19 protein-coding genes and 2 pseudogenes are annotated in these 23,978 nt (G+C 63.5%); 14 read left to right on the plus strand and 7 right to left on the minus strand.

Features of this window, described 5'->3' with window-relative positions; translation table 11 throughout:
- The coding region (locus DIE17_RS37735) for a hypothetical protein (protein WP_221624855.1) at nucleotides 1–230 on the plus strand (230 nt) is incomplete at its 5' end.
- On the opposite strand, the gene DIE17_RS26695 is transcribed toward DIE17_RS37735, so the two are convergent.
- The gene (locus DIE17_RS26695) at nucleotides 218–1,210 is read right to left on the minus strand and encodes a succinylglutamate desuccinylase/aspartoacylase family protein (protein WP_124488339.1); all 993 of its coding nucleotides are present in this window, start codon (nucleotides 1,208–1,210) and stop codon (nucleotides 218–220) included. The genes DIE17_RS37735 and DIE17_RS26695 overlap by 13 nt on opposite strands.
- 270 nt (nucleotides 1,211–1,480) lie before the next feature.
- Here DIE17_RS26695 and DIE17_RS26700 point away from each other — a divergent pair, with 270 nt between their 5' ends.
- The 7 genes and pseudogenes from DIE17_RS26700 to DIE17_RS26730 all read left to right on the plus strand — a co-directional run.
- Complete coding sequence (locus tag DIE17_RS26700) at nucleotides 1,481–2,275, plus strand: ABC transporter substrate-binding protein (protein ID WP_124488340.1); 795 nt, start codon at nucleotides 1,481–1,483, stop codon at nucleotides 2,273–2,275.
- Nucleotides 2,276–2,327: 52 nt separating this feature from the next.
- Nucleotides 2,328–3,035, plus strand: a complete 708-nt coding sequence (locus DIE17_RS26705) for a transcriptional regulator (RefSeq protein WP_409364591.1) — start codon at nucleotides 2,328–2,330, stop codon at nucleotides 3,033–3,035.
- The gene (locus tag DIE17_RS26710) at nucleotides 3,032–4,003 is read left to right on the plus strand and encodes a threonine/serine dehydratase (RefSeq protein WP_124488341.1); all 972 of its coding nucleotides are present in this window, start codon (nucleotides 3,032–3,034) and stop codon (nucleotides 4,001–4,003) included. The genes DIE17_RS26705 and DIE17_RS26710 overlap by 4 nt, the downstream gene beginning before the upstream one ends.
- On the plus strand, nucleotides 4,000–4,950 hold the full coding sequence (locus tag DIE17_RS26715) for an ornithine cyclodeaminase family protein (RefSeq protein ID WP_124488342.1): 951 nt from the start codon (nucleotides 4,000–4,002) through the stop codon (nucleotides 4,948–4,950). Before DIE17_RS26710 ends, DIE17_RS26715 begins: the two co-directional genes overlap by 4 nt.
- Before the next feature lie 566 nt (nucleotides 4,951–5,516).
- On the plus strand, nucleotides 5,517–5,918 hold the full coding sequence (locus DIE17_RS26720) for a transposase (protein ID WP_124488343.1): 402 nt from the start codon (nucleotides 5,517–5,519) through the stop codon (nucleotides 5,916–5,918).
- A complete protein-coding gene (locus DIE17_RS26725; protein WP_260430306.1) occupies nucleotides 5,918–6,532 on the plus strand; it encodes an IS110 family transposase in 615 nt (204 codons plus the stop codon). Before DIE17_RS26720 ends, DIE17_RS26725 begins: the two co-directional genes overlap by 1 nt.
- 234 nt (nucleotides 6,533–6,766) lie before the next feature.
- A pseudogene (locus tag DIE17_RS26730) lies at nucleotides 6,767–7,383 on the plus strand (IS3 family transposase); the annotation flags it as partial.
- 215 nt (nucleotides 7,384–7,598) lie between these two features.
- On the opposite strand, the gene DIE17_RS26735 reads toward DIE17_RS26730, so the two are convergent.
- The 6 genes and pseudogenes from DIE17_RS26735 to DIE17_RS26760 form a co-directional block, all read right to left on the minus strand.
- Nucleotides 7,599–9,158 carry a methyl-accepting chemotaxis protein gene (locus DIE17_RS26735; RefSeq protein WP_124488345.1) on the minus strand — a complete coding sequence of 520 codons (1,560 nt, stop codon included), beginning with the start codon at nucleotides 9,156–9,158 and terminating at the stop codon, nucleotides 7,599–7,601.
- Between the two features lie 163 nt (nucleotides 9,159–9,321).
- A complete protein-coding gene (locus tag DIE17_RS26740) occupies nucleotides 9,322–10,413 on the minus strand; it encodes a lactonase family protein (protein WP_124488346.1) in 1,092 nt (363 codons plus the stop codon).
- 234 nt (nucleotides 10,414–10,647) lie between these two features.
- Nucleotides 10,648–10,932, minus strand: a pseudogene (locus DIE17_RS38065) (transposase); the annotation flags it as partial.
- Nucleotides 10,933–10,961: 29 nt separating this feature from the next.
- Nucleotides 10,962–12,338, minus strand: coding sequence for a glycoside hydrolase family 28 protein (locus DIE17_RS26750; protein ID WP_059620076.1), 1,377 nt, complete (start codon nucleotides 12,336–12,338; stop codon nucleotides 10,962–10,964).
- A 166-nt stretch (nucleotides 12,339–12,504) separates the two neighbouring features.
- The gene (locus DIE17_RS26755) at nucleotides 12,505–14,427 is read right to left on the minus strand and encodes a glycoside hydrolase family 28 protein (protein WP_260430307.1); all 1,923 of its coding nucleotides are present in this window, start codon (nucleotides 14,425–14,427) and stop codon (nucleotides 12,505–12,507) included.
- A gap of 636 nt (nucleotides 14,428–15,063) precedes the next feature.
- Nucleotides 15,064–16,110, minus strand: coding sequence for a LacI family DNA-binding transcriptional regulator (locus tag DIE17_RS26760; protein ID WP_124488349.1), 1,047 nt, complete (start codon nucleotides 16,108–16,110; stop codon nucleotides 15,064–15,066).
- A 290-nt stretch (nucleotides 16,111–16,400) separates the two neighbouring features.
- Here DIE17_RS26760 and DIE17_RS26765 point away from each other — a divergent pair, with 290 nt between their 5' ends.
- The 6 genes from DIE17_RS26765 (at nucleotide 16,401) to DIE17_RS26790 (ending at nucleotide 23,970) form a co-directional block, all read left to right on the plus strand.
- A complete protein-coding gene (locus DIE17_RS26765) occupies nucleotides 16,401–17,555 on the plus strand; it encodes an ABC transporter ATP-binding protein (RefSeq protein ID WP_124488350.1) in 1,155 nt (384 codons plus the stop codon).
- A 64-nt stretch (nucleotides 17,556–17,619) separates the two neighbouring features.
- Nucleotides 17,620–18,861: an ABC transporter substrate-binding protein gene (locus tag DIE17_RS26770; protein ID WP_124488351.1), complete on the plus strand. Its 1,242-nt coding sequence runs from the start codon at nucleotides 17,620–17,622 to the stop codon at nucleotides 18,859–18,861.
- A gap of 68 nt (nucleotides 18,862–18,929) precedes the next feature.
- Complete coding sequence (locus tag DIE17_RS26775) at nucleotides 18,930–19,847, plus strand: carbohydrate ABC transporter permease (protein ID WP_124488352.1); 918 nt, start codon at nucleotides 18,930–18,932, stop codon at nucleotides 19,845–19,847.
- Nucleotides 19,848–19,870: 23 nt separating this feature from the next.
- Entirely contained in the window at nucleotides 19,871–20,722 is an 852-nt protein-coding gene (locus tag DIE17_RS26780) for a carbohydrate ABC transporter permease (protein ID WP_124488353.1), read from the plus strand.
- Nucleotides 20,723–20,759: 37 nt separating this feature from the next.
- Entirely contained in the window at nucleotides 20,760–22,724 is a 1,965-nt protein-coding gene (locus DIE17_RS26785; RefSeq protein ID WP_124488430.1) for a beta-galactosidase, read from the plus strand.
- 4 nt (nucleotides 22,725–22,728) lie between these two features.
- Nucleotides 22,729–23,970 carry a sugar efflux transporter gene (locus DIE17_RS26790; RefSeq protein ID WP_124488354.1) on the plus strand — a complete coding sequence of 414 codons (1,242 nt, stop codon included), beginning with the start codon at nucleotides 22,729–22,731 and terminating at the stop codon, nucleotides 23,968–23,970.
- Nucleotides 23,971–23,978: the final 8 nt, after the last annotated feature.

The following is a 23,978-nucleotide window of genomic DNA, read 5'->3' on the forward strand; positions in this document are numbered from 1 at the left end:
GCTTGCCGCTCATACTGACCTCCTCGGTTGCCGTAAATTATGGCTCGAAGATGTCTACGAAAGGCTGGCCGGTCCAGGGAAAGAAAACGATGGAAGTGGAAATTCTCCGCGAAGCAGTGGAGTACGCTCAAGAGAGCGCAGATCTTTGGCTGACTTCTTTGGTTTGTAGGATGGCATCGATCATCTTTCAGTTGCGATTTGCTAATTCGGCAGTCGCTCACTGTGCATAGGGCACGGCAATCATCGCGATTGTGTCGTCGCGCCGGACAAGTGCCTGACCGTTCAGGCAAAGTAACACGCCGCTTTCAGGTGAACGAACCGGTACGGGTGGCGTTGTACGCTCGATGTAGTGATGAACACCTAGAACGTCTCCCTTCCGAACCGATTCACCTAGGGCGACTCGCGGTTCGAAGAGCGTCGTATCGTCGGCCAGTAGTGTGAATTCCGGCCCTGGTACGTACAAGACCCGCGAGACCGGAGCGGGCCCCTGGTTCTCGCTCGCCTGCGGGAGGTGACCAAGGTGTCGCAACAGTCGATGCAGGCCGTCGTATGTCAGATCAACTGTCTCGGGCACGACCAGCGCACTGCCACCCAGTTCGCTAGCAAGCATGAGCTTTCCGGCTCTCTCGACGACATCGTCGATCATTACGTCAGCATGGTCTTCACGCAAAAGGACCGTGAAGGGAGCCCCAAAACTTCGTGCCGCGGCAACACATGCGGCCGTGCGTGATTCGTCTGATTGCTCGTGAACGAACATGCACGGATGAAAACGTAACGTTCGACCGCCCGAATGGAGGTCAACTACGTGATCAACACGTGGAACGATCTCGTACGAGAGGAAATGTGCAAGGCGCTGTGTGACCGACCCTCGTGCATTCCCGGGAAATTCCCGATTCAAGTTGCAACCGTCCACCGGCGACAGCCGGGTTCCCGCCAGCGCCGCGGGCAGATTCAACGAAGGGACGATAAGGATTGAGCCCGAGATCTCCCGCGGATTGAGCATGTGAGCAAGCTTCGACAGCGCAATCTGACCTTCGTACTCGTCACCATGACTCCCACCGAGCAACAGAGTTGTCGGTCCGGTCCCCTGCCGAAGGAAGAAAGCCGGAATGCGCAGATTTTGCCACGCGCTCGTGTTGGTGGAACTTGGCAGTTCCAAGTAGGAGACCTGGCGGCCATCGCGTTGCCAGTCAATGTTCAGTCGAGTCATGGGGGCACCTCTGATCGAGTTCGATATTCGTTCTTCAAACGACAACGGCTACGCAACGACCCGACCCCATTATTGGCCGTGATCACGGGATGGTTTGCATGTAGCTCGTTCGCCTTGTTGGATCGTGAAATCTAGTTTAGACTAAAAAGTACACCACAATCAAACAGTGGCGACGGCAAGGTCGCCAGGCATGCGGAAGCTGTTCCGAGTGCGCCAAGCGTCCGCGGTGTCGAACGTTTCGTGAAGCCAAACCTGTCAGAGGAGATAGCAATGAGGACGCACGGAGTTCGAGCAGTCTACGCAGTGGCGATGTCGGCAATGATGGCGTTTGGGGTGCAAGCGAGCGCGAAAGAGATCACGACCATTCGGTTCGGTGTTGAAGCGGCCTATCCTCCGTTCGAATCGAAGGCGACGTCGGGACAACTGCAAGGTTTCGACATCGACCTTGGAAATGCGCTTTGCGCGCAACTGAAGGCCAAGTGCGTGTGGGTTGAGAACGCCTTCGATGGCCTTATCCCTGCGTTGCAGGCGCGCAAGTTCGATGCGATCGACTCCGCAATGAATATCAACGCCAAGCGTGCCGAACAGGTCGATTTCACGGTGCCGATGTACCGGACACCCGCGCAGCTCGTCGCTCACAAGGGGAGCAAGCTCCTGCCGACGCCTGAATCGCTTGCCGGACACAGCGTTGGCGTCCTGCAGGGCTCGATTCAGGAGCAGTATGCCAAGCAGATGTGGGCGCTGAAGAATGTCAATGTTGTGAGCTATCAGACGCAAGACAACGCATATGCGGACCTCGTCTCGGGTCGTATCGACACGACGTTCGTGGACGCAACGGCCGCCAGTCTCGGATTCTTGAACCATCCCAACGGCAAAGACTTCGCATTCGCTGGCAGTCCCGTCAATGATGCGAAAATCATCGGGACGGGCGTTGGCCTTGCCGTGCGCAAGGGCGACAACGAACTTCGTGAAGCGCTCAATGGTGCATTTGCTGAGCTCAAACGCAACGGCACCTACCAGCAGCTTCTGAAAAAGTACTTCACCGTGGATCTGGCCGTGCACTGAAAGTCGACAACCGTGCGCTGCGTCGGGTCCACATAGATTCGGACACACGGACATGAGCAGAGCACAAACTTCGGCAGGCGGTTTTACTGGTAAAGCGAGCGAGCGGGAGAAGACCGGCGCAACGAGGGGCGGGAGGCGACAGGCAGGGATGGGGCAACTCGCCCCACATCGCGCGGTTGCCGATGCCATTGCACAGCTTTTCCCCCCCTATACGGAGGTCGTGCTCCACGACTTGGCGACGCAAACAGTTGTACATGTCGCGAACAATCTGTCAAAGCGGGAGATCGGTGACGATTCGGCACTTGAGGAAATCGGCTTTGACGCGCAAGAGAACGTGATCGGGCCATACGAAAAGCTAGGCTGGGACGGTCGCAAGGTTCGATCGATTAGCGCCGTACTACGGACTGAAGCAGGCGAGCCCATCGGCGTCATGTGCATCAACTTCCATCTGGCGGCACTCGACCAGGCGAAGCAGGCACTTGAATTGTTGGTATCGAGCGCGGTGTTGCAGCCGCAGCCAGAGAAGCTGTTCCGTGACGATTGGCAGGACCGAGTGAACGTCTTCCTTGATCACTGGCTGCACGATCGCAAGCTCGCGTTGTCGATGCTTACTCGGGAGCACAAACGGGAACTCGTTGCAGCGCTGTATGCAGAAGGCGCGTTCAACGGCAAGAGTGCAGCGAACTATGTCGCGAAGGTGCTCGCACTTGGACGCGCAACGATTTTTAACTACCTGAAAGAATTGAGAGGTGAAGGGTGACGGAAGATTTGTTTGACAGGATCGAAGAAGCGCATCTCGCGATTCGTCCGCAGGTGGCAGTCACGCCGCTGTCGTTCAGTCCCATGTTGTCGAAACTGACCGGATGTCAGGTGTATCTGAAGTGCGATCACCTTCAGCATACCGGCTCGTTCAAGTTTCGCGGAGCGACGAACAAGGTGCGACTGCTCGACAACGAGACGCGCCGCAATGGTGTTCTCACCGTGTCGAGTGGGAACCATGGTCAGGGTGTGGCGTTGGCGGGAAAGCTTGCAGGCGTGCCGGTGACGGTCTACGCAGCAAGCACGGCATCGCCCGTTAAGCTCGACGCCATTCGCGCACTCGGCGCGGAGGTCATCACCCTCGATGACACGAATCTTGGCGTCGAACTGGAAGCGGCCCGCCAGGCGCAACTGAAAGGGATGAAGTTTGTATCCCCTTACAACGATATCGACGTCATCGCAGGCCAAGGCACGGTTGGCATCGAGATTCATGAGCAAGCCCGCGACGAGAGCGTGGATATCGCGGCAGTGTTTGCATCGGTGGGTGGGGGCGGCCTGATCTCCGGCGTGGGCACGGTAATTCGGCGCCTGATTCCGAAAGCTGCAGTGGTGGGATGCTGGCCGAAAAATTCGACAGCACTCTACAGCTCCCTGCAGGCCGGGAAAATTGTCGAGAGCGACGAACTCGACACGATCTCGGATGGTACGGCTGGCGGGATAGAGCCGGACAGCATCACGTTCGACATCAGCCGGGAAGTCATCACGGACACCAGTCTCGTGACCGAGGAAGAAATCAAAGCGGCAATGAAGTTGGTCGCGCAGACCGACCGCTGGATGGTGGAGGGCGCGGCAGGCGTCGCTTTGGCATCGATGCTGAAGCTCGCGCCCGAGTATCAAGGAAGTGCAGTGGCGGTTGTCCTTTGCGGTCGAAACATCATGCTGGAAAAATTCATCGAGGCCGTCAAATGAAGATCTGGAACAAAGAAGAAATCATCGCGCGATTCGACGCTGACCGTGCGGTTCGCATGATCGAGAAGGGGTTCATCGCTTACTCGCGCAAAGCGGTGCTCGTACCGCCGATTCAGAACTTCTTCTTTGAAGCAGCCAATGGCGATTGCTGCGTCAAGTCCGCATACGTCGACGGCGCAGACACCTTCGCCGTCAAGGTGTCGGCAGGCTTCTACAACAACCCTGCAGTGGGCTTGCCCACCAACAGCGGCCTCGTGATGATCTTCTCCGCCAAAACCGGAGAACCTGTCGGCTTGCTGCAGGATGGCGGGTGGCTGACTTCGGTACGCACGGCGATCGCCGGCCAGCTTGCCGCGCGCGTACTGGCGCCGTGGGAAGTGCGCGGTATCGGCATCATCGGTACGGGGGACCAGGCAAGGTTCCAACTTGAGTACCTGAAGCCGATTACGACTTGCCGCGAGGTTCACGCTTGGGGACCCGACGCTGATCAAGCCGCCCGGTTTGCGGAGGACATGTCCGTACAGGGGTTCAACGTGCACTTGCACAGCACTCCGGAACTGGTTGCACGAAACGCTAACCTGATCGTTACGGCAACGCCTTCGCGCGAAGCCCTGCTGAAGTCCGAATGGATCTCCGACGGCACGCACATCACTGCGGTTGGCGCAGACGGACACGGGAAGCAAGAACTGGATCCGCAGATCGTCGCACGCGCAAGCGTGATCGTTGTCGATTCGATCGAGCAATGCAGCAAGTACGGGGAAATCTCGCACGCGTTGTCCGCTGGATTGATCCAGCAGGATGCGTTGCGAGAACTCGGCGACGTACTCGCGAAATCCGGGCGCGCGCGCGACGACTCGAACGCTGCTCAGATCACTATTGCGGACCTGACCGGCGTCGCCGTGCAAGACGCACAGATCGCTGACAGTGTTGTCAGTCAAGTCGCGTAAAAGCCGGACAACGCAGCTTTTTTGGAACGCTGATGGACGACTTCGGTTTGCCATCAGCACTCTCGACCGTGAGGTGGAAGCCAGTTGACCGCGCTCTCCTCAAACGACCATCAGAGTTCGTGCCAGGCGACAGATCCCTTGATCCAACGTCGTGCGCAAGCGTCGGAGCCGTTTTGATATCGTGTGCTCGAGGATTCGATGAATGCGGCCGACAACGAGATGCCACGCGCGGCGAGCGCCTTTCGCGCGAAAGATTCGACGGTGATTCGTAGTACTCGACCCGGAGGCCAGTGACGCCATTCTTGAGGAACTGCTCATACTCTCGCGATATTGCTCGTCGAGATGCACTTAGAACCTGGTACCCGCGACGTCCTGGTCCTTTCGCGAATTGCCGTTACCCTTGATTCATCGACCCCTTCGCCGGCGAAATAGAGTTCGATCAGGAGCTCGGGCGGCCCCGTCTTCGGGGCGGCGACAACCGCCGACTGCACACCCTGGTGGAACGCGAAGGCACGCACGCCAATCACATGCTGTAATTGCCTCTCCGGCTAACGGTGGAGGTTGCCATGGAAACGTATGTGGGTCTCGATGTCTCGCAGAAGGCGACAGCGGTATGCGTAGTGGACAGGGACGGCAGCGTGGTCTGGCGTGGAACTGTAGCTTCGAATCCTGAGGCCATCGCCGACACTATCAAGCAGCAGGCTCCTGAAACCAAACGCGTTGGTATGGAAACGGGGCCGCTTGCGGTGTGGTTCTATCACGGGTTGCGCGAAAGGAATGTTTCTGTCGATTGCATTCATGCTCGCCATGTCCATGCCGCGCTCGCAACGCAGCTAAACAAGACCGATAGCAACGACGCTTATGGCATCGCGCAACTCACGCGTAGTGGCTGGTATCGCGCGGTCGAAATCACAAGAGTATTGCCAGCCATGAAGTCCGACTACTCCTCGGCGCGCGTAGCCAACTGATCAGTATGCGCACCAGCTTGTACAACCAGATCCGGGGTGTGCTCAAAACCTTCGGCGTTGTGCTGCCTCCAGGAACACGTAGCACTTTCGAGAGGCTCGTCGAAGAGTGTACGCCATCGACATCACTGATCCGCGGGGTGATCGGTATCCTGCTCGACAGTTGGAGGCATATTGACGGGCAAGTTCGCGAAACCGACCGCGCGCTCCAGCGAATTGCACGCGCAAGTGATGTCTGTCGACGCCTGATGACCGTTCCGGGCGTCGGCGTGACAACGGCAGTCGCATTTGCTGCTGCAGTCGACAATCCGGAACGACTCCGCCGTGTCGGCGACATTGGCCCTTATCTCGGGCTGACGCCAAAGAAGTATCAATCAGGCGAGGTGGACCACAACGGTGGAATATCCAAGACAGGCTGCAGGCTCACCAGACACATGCTGTTCGAGGCGGCGTCGGCCTTGATACTGCGTCACAAGCGCGACTGCGCACTCCGACACTGGGCGCAATCACTAATCCCCAGGATCGGCTTGCGCAAAGCGCTGGTCGCAACCGCGCGCAAACTCGCCACGCTATTACTCTCAATGTGGAGAAGGGGGAAGGAATTCAACCCGGGATAATCGAGTACCTGCGCTCGTAACTCGCTTCGCTTGTGCAACTGTCGCACTGGTTCATTCAGGCTGATTACGTCGCCGCAACGATTCCTTGACGCGCTTTGCGGAAAAACCGCGGCAATCACATCGGAACGTTGTAGCGACCATCTAACGGCACGTTGTGGCGCGAAAGCGACCACGAAGACGACAAGGAAACGGCTGGTCTGAACCTTATCTAGGAGCAGGACCTATTGACAGCAATTAGACGACAAGCGCATCTATCGTCTGTACCGTGAGGCAGGACTGGCTGTGCGGCGCCGTCGCAAGCGCCGCGGCGTAATGATCGAGCGGGAGCAACTGGCGTTGCCGGGCGCGCCCAACGAGGTGTGGTCAATCGATTTCGTAATGGATGCGCTTTTGAACGGCCGGCGCGTGAAGTGCCTGACCGTCGTCGACGACTTCACGAAAGAGGCTGTCGACATCGTCGACGACCATTGCATCTCAGGTTTGTATGTCGCTCGGGCATTGGACCGTGTAGCTCGCTTCCGTGGCTATCCCAAGGCGCTGAGAACGGACCAGGGCCCCGAATTTACGAGCCGCGCGCTTGACCAGTGGGCCTATGCGAACGGCGTCACACTGAAGTTGATTCAGGCGGGCAAGCCGACGCAGAATGCGTACATCGAATCGTTCAACGGCAAGTTCCGCGACGAATGCGTTAGCGAGCACTGGTTCACGACACTCGCGCACGCTCGGGCTGTCATCGCGGCATGGCGTCAGAACTACAACGAGCAAAGGCCGCACAGCGCACTGAACTACCTTGGCCGTCAGAGTTTGCGGCGAAACATCGGGCAACCGCGAATGCTCCTGCCGCTTTCTAGGAGTCGGTTTAAAGGGACTTTGCTAGAAGCTCTTTGGCCTTATTGAGGGGGGCAGGTCAAGCGGAAACGACTCAACGGCATGACAGTAAGGGGTTGTGCAGGATAATTCGAGTCCGGCCTCGTCAAGGGGTTTTCATTGGCCTAGGACGGCTAGACTTTGCTTCGCGGGACGAATACCCGCCGATTTCGTTGATATGAACGGTGTGTCATCCCGTTCACGCCGCTCGCGGAATCCTGAAGGCTGACATCGCGGCCTGCATCGAACTGGCCTGATGCTCGAGCGCGGTCGCGGCGGCACTCGCCTGTTCGACGAGCGCCGCGTTCTGCTGCGTCATCTGGTCCATCTGCGTGACCGCCTGGCCGACCTGGTCGATGCCCGCGCTCTGCTCGACGGTGGCCGTCGTGATCTCGGTCATGATCGTCGCCACGCGCCGGACCGACGACACAATCTCGTCCATCGACTGTCCGACCTGCGTCACGAGCGTATTGCCGTCGCGTACATCGTCGATCGACGCGCCGATCAGTTGCCGAATCTCGCGCGCGGCGCTCGCGCTGCGCTGGGCCAGCGTGCGCACCTCGCCCGCGACGACCGCGAAGCCGCGCCCGTGCTCGCCCGCACGCGCCGACTCGACCGCCGCGTTGAGCGCGAGGATATTGGTCTGGAACGCGATGCCGTCGATCATCCCGGTGATCTCCGCGATCTTTTGCGAGCTCGTGTTGATCACGCCCATCATGTCGACAGCGCGGCCGACCAGTTCGCCGCCGTGCTGCGCGAGGTCCGCCGCACTCGCCGCGAGCGTGCTCGCCTGCTGCGCGTTGTCCGCATTCTGGCGTACCGTCGACGTCAGCTCTTCCATGCTTGCGGCCGTCTCCTCGAGCGAGGCGGACTGCTGCTCGGTACGGCTCGACAGGTCGAGATTGCCCGCGGCGATCTCGCGCGCCGCCGTGTGAATTGCGTCGCTGCTGTCGCGCATGCCGGTGACGGTCGCGGCGAGTCCGACCTGCATCCGCTTCATCGCCGCGAACAACTGGCCGATTTCGTTGCGGCCGGCATCGGGCACCGTCACGGTCAGATCGTTCGATGCGATACGGTCGAGCAGCGCGGCTGCATTCGCGAGCGGCCGCGACACGATCGCGCGCAGCGCGAAGTGCGTCGCGGCGATCAGCGCGAGCGCCAGCGCGACACCGAGGCCGACCATCGCGATGATGCGCGCGTATGCGGCGTTGTCGTCGTCGATCGTGTCTTCCGCCAGTTGGTTGGCCGTGCGCTGGAATTTCTCGACGTTCGCCGAATACACCTGGCCGGCGAGCGTGATTTCCTTGTCGTTGATCTCGGCATACGCGGCGGTATCGCCGCTGCGCAGCGCGTCGGTCGCGCGGGCGAGCACGCTCGCGAGATGCGTCGACGATTCGACCAGCGCCTGCTTCAGGCCGGCACCGAGGCTGCCGATCGGCGCGGCGTCCTTGAACGCCTGCGTTTCCTTTGCCGACAGGTCGAAGGTGCGCTGCGCGCTTTGCAATGCCGAGTCGCGCTGCGCCGGGTCGTTGTGTTCCTTCAATGCCGAATACGCGCGCACGAGCGCCGATCGGGTGCGGGTGCTGTCCTTGTACGCATCGTTGACGAGCGACGTCTGCGCCGCGATCGCGTGCAGACGTTTCGCGTTCGTGTTCGCGCTGCCGAGCGCAACGACCCCGACGATGCCGCCGGCGATGATCATCGCGGCGAACGCGGCCAGCACGGCGAGCAAACTGCTTTTTACCTTCAGATCGCGCATGGTGAATCGACTCTCGAAGTTATCCCTTGTCGGTTAACGACAGCGACTTGTTCAACTTGAGTCGATCGCGCGCAATTTCGATGCAGGACCCGGCATCGCATGCGGGCGAACCTTGCGAAGCGAGCGGCACGTGTGCGATGCCACCCGTTCCGTCGCAAGCAGATCAGTTCGTCCCGTCGTACGTGACGATCTCGACCCAGTTCGCGCCCTTGCCGACCGGATACTTGCCGATCGCGTCGAGATGGCCCGTGTGCCGGTCGATCCGGTACACCGCGAGCGTCGGCGACAGTTGCCCGGCCGCGAGCAGATACGCGCCCGAAGGATCGATCGCGAAGCCGCGCGGCTGCTGCTCGGTCGCGAACGTGCCGATCCGCGCTAGCTTGCCCGACACTGCATCGACACGGTACGCCGCGAGCGTGCTCGACGTACGCTCCGACGCGTAGAGGAATGTCCCGTCCGGCGTCAGGTGCAGGTCGGCGCCCCACGGCTTGTCGCCATGAAAATCCGGCGGCAGGATCGATACGGTCTGGATCGGCCGCGCATCGGCGCCGCCTTGCGACAGCGCAATCACGTGCAGCTTGCCATCGAGCTCGTCGATCAGGTATGCGAAGCGCCCGTTCGACGAAAACACGAAATGGCGCGGGCCCGACTTCGCCGGCAGCCGGTACGCGGGTTCGGCAGCATCGGTCAGCTTGCCGTTCGACGCATCGAACGGCAAGCGCAGCCACGCATCGGCGCCGAGCACGGACGCGAACGCGTAGCGACCGTCCGGCGACTGGCGGATCGCATGCGCCATCGGGCCGGTCGTGATCGTCTGCTGCACGTCGCCGGCGACACCGTTCTCGCCGACCCGGTTGACCGCGAGCAGGTTGCCGCCATACGACGCGGAGAACAGGTAGCGGCCCGACGCATCGGTCGACACATACGCCATGCTGTCCGCGAGCGGCGAGCGGCCGAGTTCGATCAACCGTCCGTCGAGCGGATTGATCGCGAAGCTGATGACGCGATAGGGCGTCGAGCGCAGCGCCGCGTACAGCCGGTGATGATCGGGCGACAACGCCATCGGCATCACGGTGCCGTCGACCGGCACGGTTTCGATCGCGCGCAGCGCGCCGGTCGACGTGTCGACGCCGAACACCGAGATGTCGCGGCTGTCGCTGTTCGATACGTACGCATACGTCGCGGCGTGCGCGAGCGAGGAGGCCAGCGCGAACGCAGCCGCCGCAACGGCACGCATGAGTGTTTTCGTGTTCATGGGGCTCTAGGTGAAGTAAAGGAAGCGGTGGATGCGGCTACGGAGCCGGACAACTTCGGTCGTCCGGCACAGCGTCGGGAGAGGCGCGCAATCGTAGAATTTGAATACCGCACACCCGTTGAGCTGGCTCGGCAACCACGTCGAGAAGAATGGCATGTAGGTGACGATTTTGATCGCACTGAAGACGCAAGGTAATGCCGTCACGCCATCTTCGTGGTCTCGCCGATCGACACGTTGCCGATCGCGCAGCCTGCGCCAGCAGCTCATGCCCGAAGCACATCTCATTTCCTGAAGAAGCATTTCCCAGGGAGCAGCGGACTGCAGCGCGAATAGGAGGTCCGCCAGCAAGGCGCGATCGTCGAGCGGCTTGCTGACGGGGTATCGCGTCCGGCGCGGCCTCGGTAGTGGCAACAGCGGTTGGATGAGTAGCCACAGTTCGACATTGAGTATAGGTTTGGCCGTGGCCTCCTCATCGGAGAAACAACGAAGAGGTTCACGGAGTAAGCGACGGGGTAGCAGCCCCTCGCAGTTCATTTTGTTAGGGTTTCTTAGATCTGCGTCGGAATGGTGATGCTGCTTGGGCAAGACAAGGTCGGACCGTTGTCCGTAATTGGTACCACCGTGCCGTTCGAACTGGTCGAGGTCGTCACGCTGCTATGGTCGCCTACCTGAAGTTCGCCATCCGTAACCGAGAAGGCCCCGCCGCCACTGATCTGGCTATTGGTGATGCGGATCCCGGTGTCACCCGATTTTGGCACACCCATCAGGTTGTTCGAGAGCCCGACAATGGCGCCCTGGGTCTTGGTGGCGGTAGCGATCACGTTGTCGATGCTCACATTCGCGATGATCGGCAGGGCGCCGCCGGTACCGGACGCATAGGTATAGGTGAACAGGAACGGCTGCTGGACGTTGCGCATGCAAGTGTTCCGGTAGGTCACGCCCGTGGTCGCGCCACTATCCTTGGCAGTCTGGTCGGTCTTGATCCGGTAGCCATAGTCGGTGCCGCTGAATTGAACGGTGTCGACCGTCACCTGCGATACACCGGGGCTTGCGAGCGTGGTGCCTGCCGCTTCCTGTCCGCCGATCGAGATGCCGTGGCCGCCGCCGACCACGCAGTGATTGATGTTGACGTTCGATGTGGCCGCACCGCCCGCGTTGGATTTAATGGCGATATCGTCATCGCCGGTATCGAGCAAGCAGTTCTTGATCGTGGCGGTCTGGGTGCCAATGATGTCGATCGCGTCGGTGTTCGGTGCGAGATCGTTGCCGCTGGAATTGCGTTTCGGGTTCGCGTAGATCCACACGCCGTCGATCGTGACGTTCTTCGAGCCCGATTCGATCACCAGTTGTTCTTTCGGCGAATTTCGAATGATCAGCGCGTTGTCGGTGGCGTTGGTCGAACTCGGAAGGCTGATGATCGACTGCGATTTCCCGGCATCGGTGAAGTTCGAGCCGATCTGCAGATTCGAGCCGGTGATGGCAATCAGCTTCGGCCGGGGTGTGTTGTTTTGACCGACTGCTGCCGGCCAATAGTCCTGTCCGTCGCCATCGATCGCACCGGTGCCGGTGATCGTGACGTTGCTGAGATTGCTGCCTGCCAACATCGCACTGCTCGAGGGTTGCGACGGCGAACCTTTCAGCGTGAAGCCCTTCTCGAGCTTCAGTACGATGTTGCTGGAAAGGTTCACGCTTGTGATAACTGCCGTCGATATGCCGTTGTTGCTGGTCAGGTCGACCAAGCCTGGGCTGCTGCTGGTGCCGCTACCGGAACACTGCTTGATGGCGTTCTGCAGGTTGGTTGTATTCGTGCTCGGCACGCTACTCCATGGCGGCGTGCACGTCTCGGCCTGGGCAGCTGCTGGCACGGCGAGCGCCGCGAATGTGGACAGCGCCAGTGTCGCGCGGATGCTGATTTTCCCTTTCATCAGGTTTTTCCTTGTCTTCAAATGGAGGAGGGGGAAACCTAGTTCGGACGGTGTGCGGCAGCAGGCGGACAGTGAACTGCTGCCGGTCGGCGGCCGACATCGATCGGGGTCCAGAGCGGACCCCGGGTGCTGCTCGGAACAACCGACCTGCGCGAATCCGTGCGGATCAGCGCAGGTCGGTGATGGTGGTGTTGTAGAGCTGGCCCGCGATCGTGACGTTCTGTAGAGTGATGCCGTTGACGTTCCAGGCGTAGATCGGACCAGGCACGGTAGCGCTGGCTGGTCCGGCGGCGGTAGGCGAGCCGAAGTCACAGTTCGAGATCGTGACGCCGGTAATGGCTGGAATCGTTGGGGTGGGCGCCGGGCCGTTGTAGTCGAAGGCCACGGGGCCCTGTGCAACGATCGCCTGGAAGCACGACCCGGTTTTGCTGCCAAGGGTGACGTTGCTGGCTGTCACATTGGCGATGTTGACGTTCTGCACCTGCGCCGGGCGCGTTCGAATCGCGTCACTCGCCGGCTGGTAGTCGCAATCGAAGGTGATCAGGCCGCCCTGTGACGCGGAAGGATTGCCTGCCGCCGCAGTCGCTACACCGAGCGGCACCGTGCCGTTGATCGGGCTCCCGACCAGCAATTTGCTGCCGTAGCCGCCGCCCGTCAGGCTCGCGCCGTTTGGAAGGGTGACGCCGTTGACGTAGAAGTTGCGGACGAAACCGCCCCGGTTCATGTTGGTCTTGATGCGGATCGCGATATTCAGCGAGTTGGTCGCCCAGAACTGGTTCAGCATCGTCAGGTTGCGTGCGTAGATGTTCTCGACGCCGCCACCCATCTCGCTGCCGAGCGTGATGCCGCCGTGGCCGCTGTTCATCGTGCAGTTCTGCACCACGTGGTTGCGCGCCGAGCCGTATTCGGTATCGAGATCCTTGCCCGACTTGATGGCGATGCAATCGTCTCCGGTGTTGAAGACCATGCCGTCGCACAGCACGTTGTTGCAGGCATCGGGATCGAAACCATCGTTGTTCGGGCCGATACTATCGGCCATCACGCCGCGGATCACCACATTGGTACAAGCAGTCGGATGGTGCTGCCAGAACGGCGTGTTTTGCGTGTGGTAGTTCTCCATCAGCACATTGGTGCAGCCGATGAATTCGACCATGCAGGGGCGCAGGTAGTGGCCCAGGCCGAAGATCCGCTGTGCGACCGGCACGCCGGCTTCCGACAGCGCAGGCAGATAGTTCTGATCCTGCTGCCAGGGCGTCGCAGGATTGGTCAGCAGCGCATATAACGATGCGGAGATGCCCGGCACCGCCGTCTTCAGGTCGACGTTATTCGGGTTGGCGTAGGCCTGCGAAGGGGTTGAGGAACTCGCGCAGCCATAGGCGCCGGTGGTGCCCTTGTAGGTCCACCAGCAGGTGGCTGTGTTGCCGGAGCCGACGAACGGTGTCATTGCCTGGCCGTTGAGGATCGACGTGGCGCCCTCGCCAGTCAGCGCGATGTTGCTGGCATTGCGCGCATAGACGGGCGCACCGAAATTCAGGCAGTCGTTGGCCTGCCAGCGACTGTAGAAGAGGTTGCCGTTCGCGCCGCAATTGATTGGGCCGTCCTTGGCGTAGTCGGCCGGGTTGGGGCTGAAGAAGATCGTGCAGTTCGCGCTAAGGTGAAAGTTGACGTTACTCTGCAGTACGATCGGCCCGGCGCAATACCAGGCTCCCGCTGGTACCACGACACGGCCGCCGCCGGCCGCCGCGCATGCGCTGATCGCCGCCAGGAAGGCGGGACGCGAATCGAACGCGCCAGCACCTTGGGTCGCGCCCGCGCCGGGGCTCAGCGGCGACTTGGTCGCGTCGGTGTAGGGGCTCGTCTGGGCGATGACGGAGCAGGGCTGTGCGCCATAGGCCTCGACCTGGAAATCCGTGGCCCGGAAGGCCGACTGCGTGATTCCGTTCAGCGAGGAGATGATGTTGGTTGCCGAGCCGTTGGGCCCCCAGATCGGATCGGTCGGCGTGGTGGTGCCGCCCGGCGAGCGGGTGTCGGTCGGGGCTGGCGTGTCGATGCCGCCACCGCACGCACCGAGCAGGGCGCTGCCCATCATGACGCCGTAGTACCCGAGGAAATGTCGTCTGGTAACCCGGTGCGCCGTGTTCTGCTTGAGGTCGTCGGGTTTTCCGTTGCGGTCGGGTGCGGTCACGGCTGTCTCCATCCTGGTTGTTAGATGATGTCGATACGGCAATAGTGGTATGACATCTATTGTCATATGTCGTCATGATGATACGCGGAACATGCGAATTTCGCGTACGTGACTACCCTATGAAAAGGATTCCGTAATCTTCTTGTATAACTGACGTACAGTTGAAATTTGAAGAATTTCCGGGTTTGTCTTGTAGAGAACGAGACGGGCGCTGAACACGAGGGGCAGAGGTGAAAATTGCGCCTTAGAAATATGATGTCGTATATTAAAAAGACGACTCGAGGGCGCGACAGGGAACGGTACCGGTGCGCGAACGCCGTAAGCCGCCTGTCAAAAGAGCATGATCACGAGTCGAATCGTGCGATCCGGGAAAGGCGTCACCCGACCGTGATTTCCGTGCCTCGGTTCATTGCGCTTCGGGCATAGCTGCCCGGATCGATCGCTGGCAGGTTGTAGCAGCGGTGGTCGCGACGTGAGCGCCGATTGCTCGGGCTACCGCTCGATGGGCTGAAGAGTCTGAACGGGCCCGGCGCGACAGCTTCAATTCGAGCGTCGCGCCGATGTCGCCTTGCGGCGCGTCGGTGCGACGGCCGTTGATTCCCTGACCACGAGTTCCGGTGTGCCGCACACGCGCGTGCTTTCGCTTGGCGGTTCTCCCTCGATCATCTCGAGCGCCATGGCAATCGCATGCGCGGCGATCAGCGGCGTCGGGAACCGCACCGTCGTCAGCGCGGGACGGAACTGGTGCGCGAGCTGGATATCCGTCATGCCGACGACCGAGAGGTCGTCGGGCACGCGCCGGCCCAGGTCGGCCGCCGCCTGCAGCGCACCGATCGCCATCAGGTCGTTGGTCGCGAACAGCGCGGTGAGATCCGGATGCGCGCGCAGCAGCGCTATGGTGGCGTCGTAGCCGCCCTCGATCGAATCGTGCGTCGACCGCGTCGTGACCGCACGTTCGGGATGGCCGCGCGCCACGAGCGCGTCGACGAAGCCGCGCAGCCGCACCGACTGCGGGCCGCCGGAGCCCTTGCCCACGAGCGCGCCGAAGCGCCGGTGCCGCAGCCCGGACAGGTGCGTGGCAGCCAGCGCACCGGCCGCCGCGAAGTCGACCGTCACGCAGGGCAGCGTGTGCGACGCCGGCACGTGCTCCCACATGCACAGGACGATGGCTGCGCCATGGCGCGCGAGGTCGGCCAGCTCGGATTCGGCGAGATCGGTGTTCATCACGATCGCGCCGGCTGCGAGCGTGCCGGCAATGCGTTCCAGGTAACTGCGAGTGATCGCGGGATCGTCGTCGGTGTTCGTGACCAGCAGGTAGTAGCCGCGCTTGCGCGCCTCGCGCTCGGCTGCCAGCACGAACTCCGGATAGAACGGGTTCGTGATGTTCGACAGCATCAGCGCGAGCGTGGGCGTGCGGCCTTCGGCCAGTGCGCGGGCCGTGAGGTTCGGCCGGTAGCCGAGCTCACGGATGACCGCCATCACGCGCTCGACCGTCGACGTCTTGACCTTCTGCGGGTTGCGCAGCACATTCGAGACGGTCGCGGCCGTTACGTTCGCGCGGCGCGCGACTTCGGCGAGCGTCACCATCGGCTATGGCCGGCCGAGGCCGGCAGGGTCGGGGAAAACGGATGCTGATGCATATATTGGGATAGCGTCCCACAAGTTGCGCAGCGATAATCGGTGCGCTAATTTCTCGACACACCCCGAACAGGCAATTCGACGGTTCGACAGCGGCCGGGCGCGCGAAGCACGCGCTGGCGTATCGACGCCGATGAACAGGAGACATCATGGTACGGCGAATCCGGCGCGTGGCGCCACAAAAATTTAAGCGTTTAAATTTTGCGCAGCCTGCTGCGTGACGCCGACGGAGACCATCGATGACCGCCATTTCATTGAAGGATGTATCCAAGCGCTACGGCGATCATGCGCCGGTGCTGCGCGACGTGAACCTGGAGATCGCGTCACACGAATTCTGTGTGTTCCTCGGGCCGTCGGGCTGCGGCAAGTCGACGTTGCTGCGCATGATCGCCGGGCTCGAGGAGGTGAGCGAAGGCGAGCTGTGCATCGGCGGCGAGCGGATGAACGACACGCCGCCGGCCGAGCGCGGCGTCGCGATGGTATTTCAGAGCTACGCGCTGTTTCCGCACATGACGGTGTTCGACAACATCGGCTTCGGCCTGCGGATCGCCGGCGTGCCGAAGGATGAAATCCGCCGGCGCGTGACCGAGGCCGCGCGCGTGCTGCAACTCGAATCGCTGCTCGATCGCAAGCCGAAGGCGCTGTCGGGCGGCCAGCGGCAGCGCGTCGCGATCGGCCGCGCGATCGTGCGCGAGCCGCGCGTGTTCCTGTTCGACGAACCGCTGTCGAACCTCGATGCGACGCTGCGCGGCCAGACCCGCGTCGAGATTGCACGCCTGCACGCGCGCTTCGGGCAGTCGAGTTCGGTCTACGTGACGCACGACCAGATCGAGGCGATGACGCTCGCCGACAAGATCGTGCTGCTGCACGCTGGCGACGACGTCGCGCGCTTCGGCAGCATCGCGCAGGTGGGCGCACCGCTCGAGCTGTATCACCGGCCGGCGAACCGCTTCGTCGCGGGATTCATCGGCTCGCCGCGAATGAACTTCCTGCCGGCGACCGTTGCATCGAACGATCCGGATGCCTGCCGGCTGGCGCTCGACGGCACGGGAGAGCGGCTGGTGCTGCGAGGCCGTGCGCTGCCGCGCGGCATGGCGGCAGGCATGCCGCTGACCCTCGGCATTCGGCCGGAACACCTGGCGGTGGGTACAGGTGCCGCGCCGGACGCGCCATCGATCGTTCGCGAAGTCGCACTCGTCGAGCAGCTCGGCGAGGCGGCCTATGTCCACCTCGACCAGCCGGGCGGCACGCCGCTGCTCGCGAAGCTGCCCGGGCAGACCACGCTGCGGCGCGGCGAGCGGCATGCGCTGCAGGTGCCGGCCGAACACTGCCACCTGTTCGACGAGGCCGGCACGGCGTTACCGGCCGTGCACGCGGAGCCGACGTTCGTGTAGCGGCACACCGATTCCCCGCGCGTCCCGCGCGCGGCGCATACCACGCAAAAACCAGGAGACAACGATGAGATTTCGCCCGAGCAAACTGCTGCTCGCCCTGACGACCGTCGCCGCGCTCGTCGCGTCCGGCTCGGCCGATGCGGGCACGCTGAAGGTGAACGTCGCCGCGCGCGGCAACCAGCGCGCGACGTGGCAGAACGCGTTCGACCAGTTCCGCAAGGCCAATCCCGACATCGACCTGAAGGTCAGCTACGTCGGCGAGGAGGCGTTCAAGGTGCAGATGTCCGGGTGGCTCGCGACCGATCCGCCTGACGTGGTGAGCTGGAATAACGGCGAGCGGCTCGCATATTTCGCGAAGCGCGGACTGATCGAGGACCTGACGCCGGACTGGCAGAGGAACGGCTGGAACGATACCTATACGGCCGTGAAGCAGTCGTCGACCTACGGGGGCAAGGTCTACAGCCTGCCGCTCGGCTATGACGCGTACGGCCTGTTTTACCGCAAGGACCTGTTCGACAAGGCCGGCATTCACGGCGAGCCTGCCGACTGGGCGCAGTTTCTCGACGCGTGCCGCAAGCTGAAGGCGGCCGGCATCGCGCCGATCGCGGTGGCCGCGCGCGACGCGTGGACGCTCGCCGCGTGGTTCGACTATCTCGACCTGCGGATCAACGGCTACGCGTTCCACCAGAAGCTGATGGCGGGCGACGTTGCCTATACCGATCCGCGCGTGCGCGCCGTGTATGCGGCATGGAAGAAGCTGATCGACGACAGGTACTTCATCGACAACGCGTTGTCCTACGACGTCGATTCGCTGAGCCCGCTGATCGTGAATGGCCAGGCCGCGATGACGCTGATGGGCACCTGGTACTCGGCGGGCCTGCTGAGTGCGGCGCGCAACCCGATAGGCTTCTTCCGCTTCCCGGTGATCGACGCATCGATGCCGCTGGCCGAGGACGGCCCGGTCAACGTGCTGGTGGTGCCGGCGAAGGCGCACAACAAGACGGATGCCCGCCGCCTGCTCGCGTTCATGGGGCAGCCCGCGATCAATGGCGAGTTCTCGAAGGGCATGGGCCAGCTGCCGTCGAACAACAAGGCTCCCGAGCCGCAGGATCCGATCTCGAAGATCGGCTTCCATACGCTCGCGACGACGACGGGCGGCATCGCGCAGTTCTACGACCGCGACATGACGAAGGAAATGGCCGACGAGGGGATGAAGGCGATGCAGCAGTTCCTGTCCGACCCGACGCAGCTCGACGCGATCCTGCAGCGCCTCGAGCAGACGCGCAAGCGCATCTACAAGAAGTAGCGCGCGTCGAACGGGCCGGTTGCGCCGGCCCTCGATACCGCTCCGTCCGCTTCGCCGAGGGTTCCCCGATGTCACTCAGCCTGTCCGATAACGTATTGCCGCGAGGGGCGCGCCGCCGGCCGCGCACCGGCGCATCGCTCGCGCGTCGCCGCACCCGCGCGGCGCTGCTGTTCGTGCTGCCCGGCCTCGCGCTGTTCAGCGTGTTCGTGCTGTATCCGATCGTCAGCAGCATCTGGCTCAGCTTTCACGACTGGGACGGGATGACGCCGCCCGTGTTCATCGGTCTCGGCAACTACCGCGAACTTGTGCAATCCGACACGTTCTACGTCGCGCTGAAGAACAACCTCGCGTGGCTCGCGCTGTTCCTCGCCGCGCCGCCGCTCGGGCTCGCGCTGGCGCTGTACCTGAACCAGAACGTGCGCGGGATCCGCCTCGTGAAATCGCTGTTCTTCGCGCCGTTCGTCTTGCCGGGCGTGGTCGTCGGGCTCGTGTTCTCGTGGTTCTACGACCCGACCTTCGGCCTGCTGAAGCTGATCGTCGGCCACGGCATCCCGGTGCTCGGCGATCCGCGCTACGCGACCTACGGCGTGATTGCCGCGGCGCTGTGGCCGCAGATTCCGTTCTGCATGATCCTCTACCTCACGGGGCTGACCGGCCTGAACGGCGAGATCGTCGAGGCCGCGCGGATGGAGGGCGCGCGCGGCTTCACGCTGCTGTGGCACATCATCCTGCCGCAGCTGCGGCCCGCGACGTTCATGGCGATCGTGCTGACCGTGATCGGTGCGCTGCGCAGCTTCGACCTGATCTCGGTGATGACGGGCGGCGGCCCGTTCGACAGCTCGACGGTGCTCGCATATTTCATGTATGACCAGGCGATCAAGTATTACCGCGAAGGGTATTCGGCCGCGATCGCGGTCGTGCTGTTCGCGATCATGCTCGTCTACATCGCGTGGCAACTGCGCAAGCTCGTGCGCACCGAATCCTGATCCCGCACCGGAGCCCAACGCTCATGTATCCCATGCCCGTTTCCCGCTGGAGCCGGCCGTCGCGCTGGCTGTATGGCGTCTCCCTGCCATGTGCGCTCGCGCTGTGGCTCGCGCCGTTGATGGCCGTGCTCGTCACGTCGATCCGATCGAGCGACGAGCTCGCGGCCGGCCACTACTGGAGCTGGCCGCAGCACTTCGCGCTCGTCGACAACTACGGCACCGCGCTGATGCAGACGCCGATGCTTCATTACTTCGTGAACAGCATCCTGATCACGGTGCCGTCGGTCGTCGCGTCGATCCTGCTCGCGTCGCTCGCCGGGCACGCGCTCGCGAACTACCGGTTCCGCGGCAACGCGGTGCTGCTCGGGCTGTTCGTCGCGGGCAACTTCGTGCCGATCCAGATCCTGATGATCCCGGTGCGGCAGATCATGCTCGGCATCGGGCTGTACAACACGGTATGGGCGCTCGTGCTGTTCCATACCGCGTTCCAGACCGGCTTCTGCACGCTGTTCCTGCGCAACTTCATCCGCGAGCTGCCGTTCGAGCTGATCGAGGCCGCGCGCGTGGAAGGCGCGAGCGAATGGACGATCTACCTGCGCGTCGTGCTGCCGCTCGTGCGGCCCGCGCTCGCGGCACTCGCGATCCTCGTGTTCACGTTCGTCTGGAACGACTACTTCTGGGCACTGTGCCTGACGCAGGGCGACGATGCCGCGCCGATCACGGTCGGCGTCGCCGCGCTGAAAGGGCAGTGGACGACCGCCTGGACTCTTGTGTCGGCCGGCTCGGTGCTGGCCGCGCTGCCGTCGGTCGCGATGTTCTTCGCGATGCAGAAACACTTCGTCGCCGGCCTGACGTTCGGCGCGACCAAAGGATGACCCGATGACCTTTTCTCCTGCCGGCAAGGACACCGCGATGCGCCTCGGCGTCTGCTATTACCCCGAACACTGGCCGCGCGAACAATGGGCGAGCGATGCGCGCCGCATGGCCGAACTCGGCCTGCGTTGCGTGCGGATCGCGGAATTCGCATGGAGCCGCATGGAACCGGAGCCGGAACGCTACTGCTGGGCGTGGCTCGACGAGGCGATCGACACGCTCGCGCGGCACGGCCTGCGGATCGTGCTCGGCACGCCGACCGCGTCGCCGCCGAAGTGGCTCGTCGACCGCCATCCCGACATCCTGCCGGTCGGCGCGGACGGCGCGGTCTGGCAATTCGGCTCGCGGCGCCACTACGACGTGTCGAGCCCGGTCTATCGCGAGCACTGCGTGCGGATCGTCGACGCGATGGCGCATCGCTACGGCACGCATCCGGCCGTGATCGCGTGGCAGACCGACAACGAGCTCGGCTGCCACAACACGCTGCCGAGCTATACGCTGGCCGCGCTCGCGGGCTTCCGGCGCTGGCTGGCCGCGCGCTACGGCGAGATCGCGGCGCTGAACCGCGCATGGGGCAACGTGTTCTGGAGCATGGAGTACCGCAGCTTCAGCGAGATCGAACTGCCGCGGCACACGCCGACCGACGCCAATCCGGCCCATCGGCTGGATTTCATGCGCTTCCAGTCGGACGAGGTCGCGCGGTTCCATGCGCTGCAGGTCGAGCGGATTCGCGCGCATTCGCCGGGCCGCGACGTGCTGCACAACTTCATGGGTTTCTTCACGGAATTCGATCACTACGCATTCGCCCGCTCCGGTCTCGACGTCGCCGCGTGGGACAGCTATCCGGTGCCGCGCACCGAGGTGCTGCCGCTCGACGAACGCGACAAGCATCGCTGGGCGCGCACCGGGCATCCGGACGTGTCGGCGTTCTCGCACGACCTGTATCGCGGCATCGGCCGCGGGCGGATGTGGGTGATGGAGCAGCAGGCCGGCCCCGTGAACTGGGGGCCGCACAATCCGGTGCCGCACGCGGGGGCGGTGCGGCTGTGGACCTGGGAGGCGTTCGCGCACGGAGCGGAACTCGTGTCGTATTTCCGCTGGCGGCAATATCCGCATGCGCAGGAGCAACTGCACTCGGGGCTGAATACGCCGGACGACCGGTTGTCCGCTGGCGGGCGCGAAGTCGCACGGGTCGCCGCCGAGCTCGCGACGCTCGATCCTGCGCTGACGAACGCTCGCCCCGTGCCCGCGCGCGTGGCGCTGCTGTTCGACTACGAAGCCGACTGGATGATCCGGATCCAGCCACACGGCGCGGACTTCGACTATCAGCAGCATGTGTTCGACTGGTATCGCGCGCTGCGCGAACTCGGGCTCGACGTCGACCTCGTCGCGGCGAACGCGGACCTGGACGGCTACGCGCTGGTCGTTGCGCCGACATTGCCGGTCGTGCCGGATGGCCTGGTCGAGCAGGCGGCGCGCGGTGGTGCGCACTGGCTGTTCGGCCCGCGCAGCGGCTCACGGACCGCCGAGTTCGCGATCGTGCCGGGGCTCGCGCCCGGCAGGCTTCGCGACGTGTTGCCGGCCCGGATCGAACAGGTCGAATCGCTGCGGCCGTCGCTGGCGCCGGGCGTGACTGTCGACGGTGTGGAGGGGCATGCCGTCAGGTGGCGCGACCACGTCGAGGACACCGGCGAGGTCGACGTGCTCGCCTCATTCGACGACGGCGTGCCGGCACTCGTCGCGCACGGCCGCGTGACGTATGCGCCGGCCTGTTTCGATCCGGCCGTGCTGCGGGCGGTGATCGCCCGCAGCGCACGCGAGGCCGGGTTGCCGGTGCGGGCGTTGCCGGACGGCGTGCGACTGCGCCGGCGCGGCCGCCTGACGTTCGCGCTCAATTACGGCGAAACGCCTGTTCCGGCACCCGCGCCGGCAGACGCGACGTTCGTACTGGGCGGGCCCGTGATCGGCGCGGTCGACGTCGCGGCGTGGATCGTGCCGGACTGACGTCATGCGATCCCGGTTTGCCGGCCTGGTCCGGATTCCGCATTTCGTCGCGCTGTCCGCCGCCGCGTTGATGCTGGGCGTCGCGATGTCGTTTACCGCCCCGTTTCTGTCGCTGTTCGGCGTCGAGGCGGCCGGCATGTCGCCCTGGATGGCCGGGGTGTTCATGACCTTGATCGCAGCGAGCGGCGTGGTCGCGAGCACGTGGGCGGGCCGCTGGTCGGATCGCCATGCGAAGCATCGTCCGCTGCTCGTCGCGTCGCTCGCGGCCGCCGCACTCGGCTTCGCGCTGCTGTGCCGGCTGCGCGCGCCGGCGCCCGTCATCGTCACCGGCACGCTGCTGCTCGGCGCGGGCGCCGTGTCGCTGTCGCACATCTTCTCGTTCGCCCGCGCGGTGCTGCCGGCAGCGAACGACGCCGAGCGCGAATTCGCGGCGGCCGCGCTGCGCACGATGCTGTCCGTCGCGTGGGTGTTCGGGCCGGCGCTCGGCGCGCTGATCCTCGCGCAAGCGGGCTTCTCCGGTCTGTTCGTGGCCGCCGCGCTCGGCTTCGCGGCGTGCATGGCGATCGTGATGCGGATTCCGGAGCCGGCCGCGCGGCCCGTCCCTGTGGTATCGGCGTTGTGCGCCGTCGGCGCGCCGGCGGCGGCTTCTTCGCAACCCACCGCGCCGCGTTCGGTCGTCATGCGCACGCTGGCCGCACTGACGCTGATCGGCCTCGCGGCGAACGCGACGATGATCGTGCTGCCGCTGTACGTCGTGCGCGGGCTGGGCGGCTCGCCGGCGGACGTGTCGGCTGCGCTCGGCATGGCCGCACTGCTGGAGATCCCGATGATGCTGTGGCTCGGGATCCGCTCGACCCGGCTCGACAAGGCCCGCTGGCTGACCGGCTGCGCGGCCGTGCACGCGATCTATTTCGCGGGGCTCGCGGCGGTGCCGCATGTCGGCGCGGTCCTGCCGCTTCAGTTGTTGAGCGCGTGTGTCGTCGCGATTACGTCGTGCCTCGGCATGACGCGCGCGTGTGACATGATGCCGACGCGGCCGGGCACCGCGACCGCGATGTTCTTCAGCACCGCACGCGTCGGGTCGATCGTGTCGGGGATCCTGTCCGGCGCGCTGCTCGACCTGTTCGGCTACCGCGCGACGTTTCTGTGCTGCGGGGCGCTGGCGCTCGCGGCATGGGCGCTGCTGCGCGCGGCGCGCGACCCGGGTACCGGCGTTGCGGGCGGACGCTGCGATATGCCGGGCTGATGCAAAGC

Origin of the sequence: Burkholderia sp. Bp9099 (genome assembly GCF_003857805.1) — a bacterium.
Lineage (GTDB): Bacteria > Pseudomonadota > Gammaproteobacteria > Burkholderiales > Burkholderiaceae > Burkholderia.